The 7,365-nt window shown below is 67.4% G+C and carries 6 protein-coding genes; 2 read left to right on the top strand and 4 right to left on the bottom strand.

The window, feature by feature from the left end; translation table 11 throughout:
• On the bottom strand, positions 1 to 934 hold a 934-nt coding region (amrS, locus tag VEG08_11190; protein HXZ28548.1), incomplete at its 3' end, for an AmmeMemoRadiSam system radical SAM enzyme.
• Between the two features lie 124 nt (positions 935 to 1,058).
• Between amrS and VEG08_11185 the strand changes: the two genes are divergently transcribed.
• Positions 1,059 to 1,388 (top strand): 4a-hydroxytetrahydrobiopterin dehydratase, encoded by a 330-nt coding sequence (locus VEG08_11185; protein ID HXZ28547.1) that lies wholly within the window; start codon positions 1,059 to 1,061, stop codon positions 1,386 to 1,388.
• On the opposite strand, the gene VEG08_11180 is transcribed toward VEG08_11185, so the two are convergent.
• From VEG08_11180 to VEG08_11170, 3 genes are read right to left on the bottom strand one after another with little or no spacing between them, the layout of a single operon-like run.
• Positions 1,385 to 2,116, bottom strand: coding sequence for a class I SAM-dependent methyltransferase (locus VEG08_11180; GenBank protein HXZ28546.1), 732 nt, complete (start codon positions 2,114 to 2,116; stop codon positions 1,385 to 1,387). The two genes, VEG08_11185 and VEG08_11180, sit on opposite strands and share 4 nt — an antisense overlap.
• Before the next feature lie 43 nt (positions 2,117 to 2,159).
• Positions 2,160 to 4,073: a M48 family metalloprotease gene (locus tag VEG08_11175; protein ID HXZ28545.1), complete on the bottom strand. Its 1,914-nt coding sequence runs from the start codon at positions 4,071 to 4,073 to the stop codon at positions 2,160 to 2,162.
• Between the two features lie 26 nt (positions 4,074 to 4,099).
• Positions 4,100 to 6,586: a caspase family protein gene (locus tag VEG08_11170; protein HXZ28544.1), complete on the bottom strand. Its 2,487-nt coding sequence runs from the start codon at positions 6,584 to 6,586 to the stop codon at positions 4,100 to 4,102.
• Positions 6,587 to 6,911: 325 nt separating this feature from the next.
• On the opposite strand from VEG08_11170, the gene VEG08_11165 reads away from it, so the two are divergent.
• Positions 6,912 to 7,365 (top strand): acetamidase/formamidase family protein (locus VEG08_11165; protein HXZ28543.1); only part of this gene is annotated, 454 nt, incomplete at its 3' end.

The following is a 7,365-nucleotide window of genomic DNA, read 5'->3' as shown; positions in this document are numbered from 1 at the left end:
AGGTAGTCTCCAGTTCGCCCACCCGGCCCGGCAAGTTGCCGGCATAGACGTAGCGCAGGCCGGCGCGGCGGCCGATCTGGGCGGCGCGCAGCAGGGTCTGCGCGGGCGTGTTGGGCGGGTCGGTCATCTTGTAGTCCTGGTGGAAGGCGGTGCAGTGCCAGGGAATGTCGGGCGAGACCGAAGCCACGAAGCCGGTGAGGCGCCGCAACTCGTCCTCGGAGTCGTTGAAGCCGGGGATGACCAGAGTGACGATCTCCACCCAGAAGCCCATCTGGTGCAGGCGGCGGATGGTGTCGAGGATAGGCGCGAGGCGGCCGCCGAGTTGGCGGTAGTGGCGGTCGTCGAAGCTCTTCAGGTCCACCTTGTAGAGGTCCACCCAGGGACGCAGGTACTCCAGCACCTGCGGAGTGCCGTTGCCGTTGGAGACGTAGCCGGTGGCCAGGCCCGCGGCCTTGGCCTCCTTGAAGACGGCCACCGCCCACTCGCTGGTGATGAGGGGCTCATTGTAGGTGGAGACCAGAGCGCGGGCGCCCTGGCGAAGGGCATCCTCGACCAGGGCTGTGGGGGTGAGGTCGAGGGGCGGCGAGACCGCGCTGGGGTCGCGGATGGCCTGCGAGGTCACCCAGTTCTGGCAGTAGGAGCAGTGCAGGTCGCAGCCCAGCATGCCAAAGCTGTAGGCCATCGCCCCAGGATAGGCGTGGAAGAAAGGCTTCTTCTCGATGGGGTCGCACTGCACCCCGCCCACGTAGCCCCAGGGGACGTAGAGCTTGCCGCCGCGGTTAAAGCGCACCTTGCAGACCCCCACCTGGCCTTCGGGGATGGGACAGCAGTGGCCGCAGGAGAAGCAGCGGATGCGGTCGCCCTCGAGCTTCTCCCAGAGCTGGGGCGCGCCCTCGCGGACGCGTTTCTCGAGCACCTCGCGCAGCGTGGCCATGGCGGAACCCGCCTCTATTCTAATCCCGCTGGGGAACCGCCGGGTGGCCGCAGGCGGCGCTTCGCTGCCGCAGGCTGGCGCGGGCGGACGCGAAGGGCGAGAATGACAGCCAGGGAGAAAAGACATGAGCGATCTAGCCAGCAAGGACTGCGTGCCCTGCCGCGGCGGCGTACCCGCGCTCAAGGGCAAAGAACTAGCAGGCTTGGCCAAGCAAGTGACGGGATGGGAAGTGGTTGAAGAGCATCACCTCAAGAGAAACTTCAAGTTTCCAGACTTCCGGCAGGCGCTGGCCTTCGTGAACCGGGTGGGCGAGTTGGCGGAGCAGCAAGGCCATCATCCCGACATCCTGCTGGCCTGGGGGAAGGCCGAGGTGACCACCTACACCCACGCCATCAACGGGCTGACGGAGAGCGACTTCATCCTGGCGGCCAAGATCGATAAGCTGGCCGGCTAGGGTGCCGCCTGCCGCCGCAGGACGTAGATGACCCAGGGAGCGATTCGGGTCTCGTTGACCCAGGGGTAGGGCTCGTCGCCGGTAGCCAGAGGCTTGTAAGTGGCCGCCACACCCAGGCCGGCGCGGCGGTAAACCTCCCGGTACGCCTCATCCGTCCACAAGATATCTTCCACCGGCCTGCGGTCGGCAAGGTCCTTGGTGATGATCCTCACGGCGTCGCCGGAGCGCGCGGACCGGTTTTCCGGATAGTCCTGCGTCGAGAACGAGGCCCACTCATGCACGTAGATCTCAGGAGATGACACCACGTTGATGAGGGCGCCGGAGGGGCGCAGCCGGGCCGCCAGGTCGCGGAACAGGCGCACCTTGAGGTCGGGCCCCGGAATGTTGTCGAAGGTGAAAACGGAGAGGACAAGATCGAAGGTGGCGGGCTCGAAGACGCCCAGGTCATCCTCCGGCAGCAGGCGGTAATCGCCGCCGGGATCCATTTCCAGAGCTTTGGCGATCATTTCCGAGGCGATGTCCACGCCGACCACGTCGAAGCCGAGGCGCCGCAGGAAGCGGGTGGAGCGCCCCGTGCCGCAGCCGAAGTCGAGCGCCTTCGCCCCGGAGACGTATGTGCGGATGATCTCCGGAAGGTCCCGGTAGGCCAGGTAGTAGGTGTTGGCAAACTCCAGACGGGCGTACGCCTCGGCACGGGAGGCGTCTTGGTAGCAGTTGGAGAAAGCCATGGCCCTCCTCTCGCGGTGTAGTCCTGTCCCCGTGACCGCGATCTCAGTGCCGAGGGATGCGCACCAGCACCAGCTCCTCCACCGTGCGCTGGGCGCCCACGCGCAGCGCCACTCCCAGCATGGGATAGAAGCGGTAGGCGATCCAGGGGTCGACCAGGTTCTCCATGGTGGAGTCCTGGTCGGCGAGGATCTTGTCCACCTGTTCGGCGCTCATCCCTACGCGCAGGGGCACGGCCCCGGAACCCATGCCTTGGCGCCGCACGAAGACGGGGGGCGCCTTGGGGCTCTCCAGGATGATGGCGAGCACGCGGGTATCGTCGGCCAGGATGTCAAGCCCGTGGGCGGGGTAGCGCAGGCGAACGATGCCAGAGGCCGTAGAAAGCACTTCGCCGGGGCCGAGCGCGGCCTTGAGCTCGCTGAGCGGTTGTCCCAGGATGACGGTCTTGCCGCCCCCGAGGTCCACGGATGAGACCTCGCGCATCAGGGTCTGATAGTCGCTCTGCAGCTTCTCGCGCTCGGCGGGAGCGACGCCCATCTGGCCAGCCAGCTTGGCATAGCGATCATAGGCGAGCGGCCACCACGCCGAAGAGGGACTGGTGACGCGCAAGTAATCCTGCAGGTTCTTGAGGGCAGCGCTGCGCGATTCTTGGTCCGCCTCCTCCGCCAGGAACATGCTCTGGTTGTAGAGCACGGCGGTGGCTTCCAGCAGCCCCGGAACGCCGAAGGAGAGGGGCTGGTCGCCGAGGATCTTGTTGGCGGCCTGCAGCATCTTGGCCGAATCCTCGGCGCGGCCGGCGGCGGCGTAGGCTACGGCCAGATTATTGATAGCGGCGGCGGCCGAGGCCTGGTCTACCGACTGGTCGGCCTGCGCTTGCAGGATCCGGCGGGCCTCCTCCAAGTAGCGCACGGCCGTGGGCACATCGCTGCCCGCAGGCCGCACCAGGTAGGCGGTGCCCAGGTTGGCCTTCACCAGCGCCTGGTTGGGATTCAGCTTGTCGGCCTGCTGCAGGGCTTCGACCGCCTTGGACCACTTTTCCGCGTCGATGCCGCGCACCTTGGCGGCCAGCCAGGTGGGACGGCGGTAGAAGCCGCCCGCCACGATCTGCCCGATGCCGAAGCGGCGCAAGTCCTCGGGCTGGAGGGCGTCAGCGTACTGCATGAAGAGGGCGTAGCCGAGATTGGCCCAGGCCTCATCGGCCTGGGGGAATTCTCGGATCACGGTGCGAAAGCAGCGCTCGGCCAGCGGATAGTCCTCGGTGGTGAGGAAGTACACGCCGTCGTCGAACGCGGCCATGGCGCGCCAGAGCGAAGCCTGGGCGGTGTCGAGCCGCGCCAGTCGCTCCTTGATGGCGGGGTGGTCGGAGGCCAACGATTCGAACGAGGAGTAGGCGTGCATGTCGTCGAGGACCTGGAAGGCGCGCAGGCCGGAGCGTGGCGAGAAACCGGCCGCCAGCATGAGCTCGAAGCCCTTGGAGTCGGCGGCTTCCTCCTTCTCGCGGGTGTAGGCCAGGGCGGCGAAGACCGTGGTCTGGGCCGGGCGCGAGCAGGGAGTGTGGTGCAGCAGCAGGTGCCCCAACTCGTGGCCGAGGATCATGGCGGCGCGGTCGGGATCGCCCTGGATCACATCTTCCAGCAGCGCGGGGGTGAGATTGATCTCCGGGACGCAATCCGCGGCGGAGGCGTAGGCGTTGTACTTGGACTGCTCGATGAGGTGGGCGTCCTTCTGGGCGTCGAGGAGGTGGATCCGGGGAGGCCAGGAAGCGTAGCCGGAAGAGCTGGGCGCGACCTGGGCAACGGCCAGCAGGCGGGCGAAGACCCGGTCCAGCATGGCGTTGCCGCTCTCCTGGGGAACCTGGGGGAGCCGGTGCGGGCGCTCCTGCGCGGCTGCCGGAAGGGCACGGCCCAACCCCACCAGGAGCAAGGCCAGCAGGATGTAAGTGCGGGTACGTGCGTTCATGGTTCCTCTTGTCTCCTCATTGCCTGCTATTTTTCGCTCTTGAGCGAGATCCGTTGAATGGACCAGGAGGTCGGGGTCTCCTCGGAGGCGAAGCCGCGAGTGTGGTCGCCCACCCGCCGCAGCAGAGCGTCCAGGGGATTGGCGGGCCCGGCGTGAAAGCTACGGGTGCGCACGCCCCGGGCCTCGAAGACGCTGGGGTCGGGCACCTGCTCCTCGGTCGTCAGGAGCACATAGGAGTCCACACCGAAGGGCGGCGTGACATGGATCTCACCCCCGCGAAGGAGGATCTGGGCGAGGTACTTGTCTTCGCCGGCGACCTTCACCGGGAGCTGATTGCCGACGTTGCCCTGGGTGACCGGGGGGAAGAGCAGCTTGCTGTTGCCGTAGCTGTCGATGCCGAAGACGTAGACCGAGCGCTGGGTGATCGCCCCGGCGGCGCGGCTGGGATCGGTCATCTCCAGGTACATCTGGTAGCACTCGCCCTTCTTGACCACACTGCCATCTCCGGTGACGGTGGTGGCGGCTTCCTGCGGGACGCATTTCCCGTGGGTGGGATCCGTGGCCACCCAGGTTCCCGACTTGCGGAAGACCAGGCGGTAGGGGAAGGCGCCGTCATCGGGCGGGGAAGGCAACTGCAGCCATCCCTGCAGCCGCTCGATGCGCAGGGCGAAGTCGTGCAGTTGGGTGGCGGCCTGCGGGGCCTCTTCGGCGCCGCCGGCGACCCAATCGGTGCGCGGAGGCAGCACCGGGGGCGAAACCGTGCCTTGCTGGTCGGCGCTGCGCGGGCCCGGCGGCGGCGTGTAGCTGTCGTCCTTCAGCGTGTTGGGCAGCACCCAGGCGTACTCCAGCTTGGGCTCCACGTCGGCGGAGAGATGGCCCATCAGCAGGTAGGTGGCGTCCTGGGGCTGGGGTGCGATCTCGACCGCCTTGTTCTCCTCGGCCATCGCCGTCGTGAGCGCGGCGGCCAGTTCGGCCGACGGCGGCAGGCTCAGAAACAGCTTGACGTTCTTGGTGGAGCCCAGCCTCTCCTCTACCTGCTGGGCCGAGGGAGTGCGGCCCAGGCCCTGCTTGGCGCCGTCGGAGGTGAGCATCCACTGGGTGCCGTCCCAGGCGAGGATGTGGGTAGGAGACTCCGCGGTCGGGTCGTTGACCCACTGCACGCGGTCGCCCAGCTTCAGGAACTCCAGGGCGGCGACGCGCAGCTCGGCGTCGGAGAGCTGGGAGGGCGGCATCCAGACCTTGAGGCGGATGCCGGAGGAGGCCACCCAGCGGTCGAGCACGAACTGCTGTCCCGGCTTGACGTCGGTGGGCTTGGCGCCCACCACTTGGGCCTTGGAGCGGGTCAGGCTGTCCACGGAGAGGATGCGCAGGTGCGTGGCCTCCCTGCCGCGCGTCTTGGCGCCGGCCGGCACCAAGTCGCACTTGGGGGCCAGACCCAGGGCCAGACCGCCTTCCAGGATCACGTTGTCGTCCTCGTCGACGCCCAGCACGGTGACGGTGATCTTGCCATCCACACCGGCAGCGGAGCCGCCGAACGGGGGCGCGTTCTGGCGCGCCGGGGTGCCGGCCAGCACCGGGTCCTGGGCCAGCCCGGTGGAGCGCATCAGGCTGCGGGCGCTGAGAAAGATGGTTTTGGCGGAAGCGGTGACGGGAAGAGTGGTCAGCGTGTGCAGCAGGGCCAGAGTGAAGGCGCCGTGGGAGACGCCATGCTCATCATAGGCCTCGGCCGCTACCTCGGTGTCGAGAGCGGAGGAGAAGACCAGGGCGCCGCGCTCCTCGGGCGTGGGGCCGGGATCGGGCTTGTCCTTGGCGTCACGCGTGTCGCCGGGGATGTAGCGCACCTTGCCGGGACGGATCTGAAAGCCGCGCGAGATCGAGCCCGAATGGCAGCTATCGAAGATGGCGGTCAGCACCGCGCCCTTGTCCAGCACCTTGCCGAAGAGGCGGGCGATCTCCTTGTCGCGGATGTCCCACACGCCGGTGCTGGCGTCGGCGGGGACGATGGTCTCATCCTGCTTGTCGAGCTTGTTGGAGAGCGAGTTGTACATCTGCGAGCCGTGCCCAGCGTAATAGAAGACCACGATGTCGCCCTGCTGGGCCTCGTCGATGAGGTACTTCTGGATGGCGGCCAGGATGTTGGCGCGAGTGGGCGCCTCGTGCCGCGGCATGCTCTTCACCGCCTTGAGGTCTGTGGCCGTCGGCCCCAGCAGGTAGTGCACGTTCTCCGGCTTGAAGCCGTAGCGGGAGACGAGCACCTGGCCCATGGAAAGAGCGTCGTTGACCGAGCCGTCCAGATCGATCCAGCCGCCGCTGAAGTCGCGGCGGGCGGCGTGCGTGGTCACAGCCGCGCCCTGCGGAGCGGAGGCGGTGGCGGCGGGGGCCGCATCCGGGGCCGAGTACTGGTCGATCCCGATGACCACGGCGCGCCGGGTCTGGGCGAAGGTCGCGCCCGAAAACAACATGACGGCCGCTACCAAGGCGATCTTGGGAACAAGACGCGCAAACGAGTGCATGGAGCCTCCTGGGAGTCGGGCGCGCCGCGCGGAGACGCGGCTCCCGGCTGAGATCCGGGCGTGAGTCGCTGTTTTTTGCGGACGCGGGTACATGCCAGTGCTGGACCTAAACCCGGGGCCGGAATCCCCTTGCCAGCCCCCTTTCCGGGAGCCAGCTCCGGCCCTTGCCATCTGGAACGCGGGGCCGCAACTTTCTTGCGCACCCGCGCCGCGGCAGGGAAGACGCACCCATCCCTCACCACGCGTTTCTAGGGGGATGGAGGAGTTACTGCAGTGTACCACGGCGCTGGCGTGCTAAACTCCCGCGCTCGGAGCAGGTGAAGCCATGAAATCGCTGTGCATCGCTCTCGCCCTTGTAAGTGCTGCCACGGCCCTGGCGCAGGCGCCGCAGAGCCACGTGGTGCGCTACCCGCTGGACACCAAGGCGCTGAAGTACACCTTCGCCACCGCCGAACCGGTGGCGCGCCTCAAGCCCGGCGACGTGCTGGAAACCAATACCGTGGACTGCTTCGGCAACGCCATCAAGAAGCCGGGCGACACCCTGAGCCTGGCGCCCGGCGACAACCCTCTGACCGGGCCCTTCTACATCGAGGGTGCCGAGCCTGGCGACACCCTGGTGGTCCATATCCTCGAACTCGAGGTGGACGGCGACCAGGGCGTGGGCGCGCTCGCTCCCGGCTTCGGCGCGCTCAACACCACCAACTACACGCCCATGCTCAATCCATCGCTGACTGAGAAGATCTGGTTTTATCCCATCGACCACAAGAAGAATGTGGCTA

Source organism: Terriglobales bacterium (genome assembly GCA_035624475.1).
GTDB lineage: Bacteria > Acidobacteriota > Terriglobia > Terriglobales > Acidobacteriaceae > DASPRL01.
This window is presented reverse-complemented; position numbering and strand designations above follow the sequence as displayed.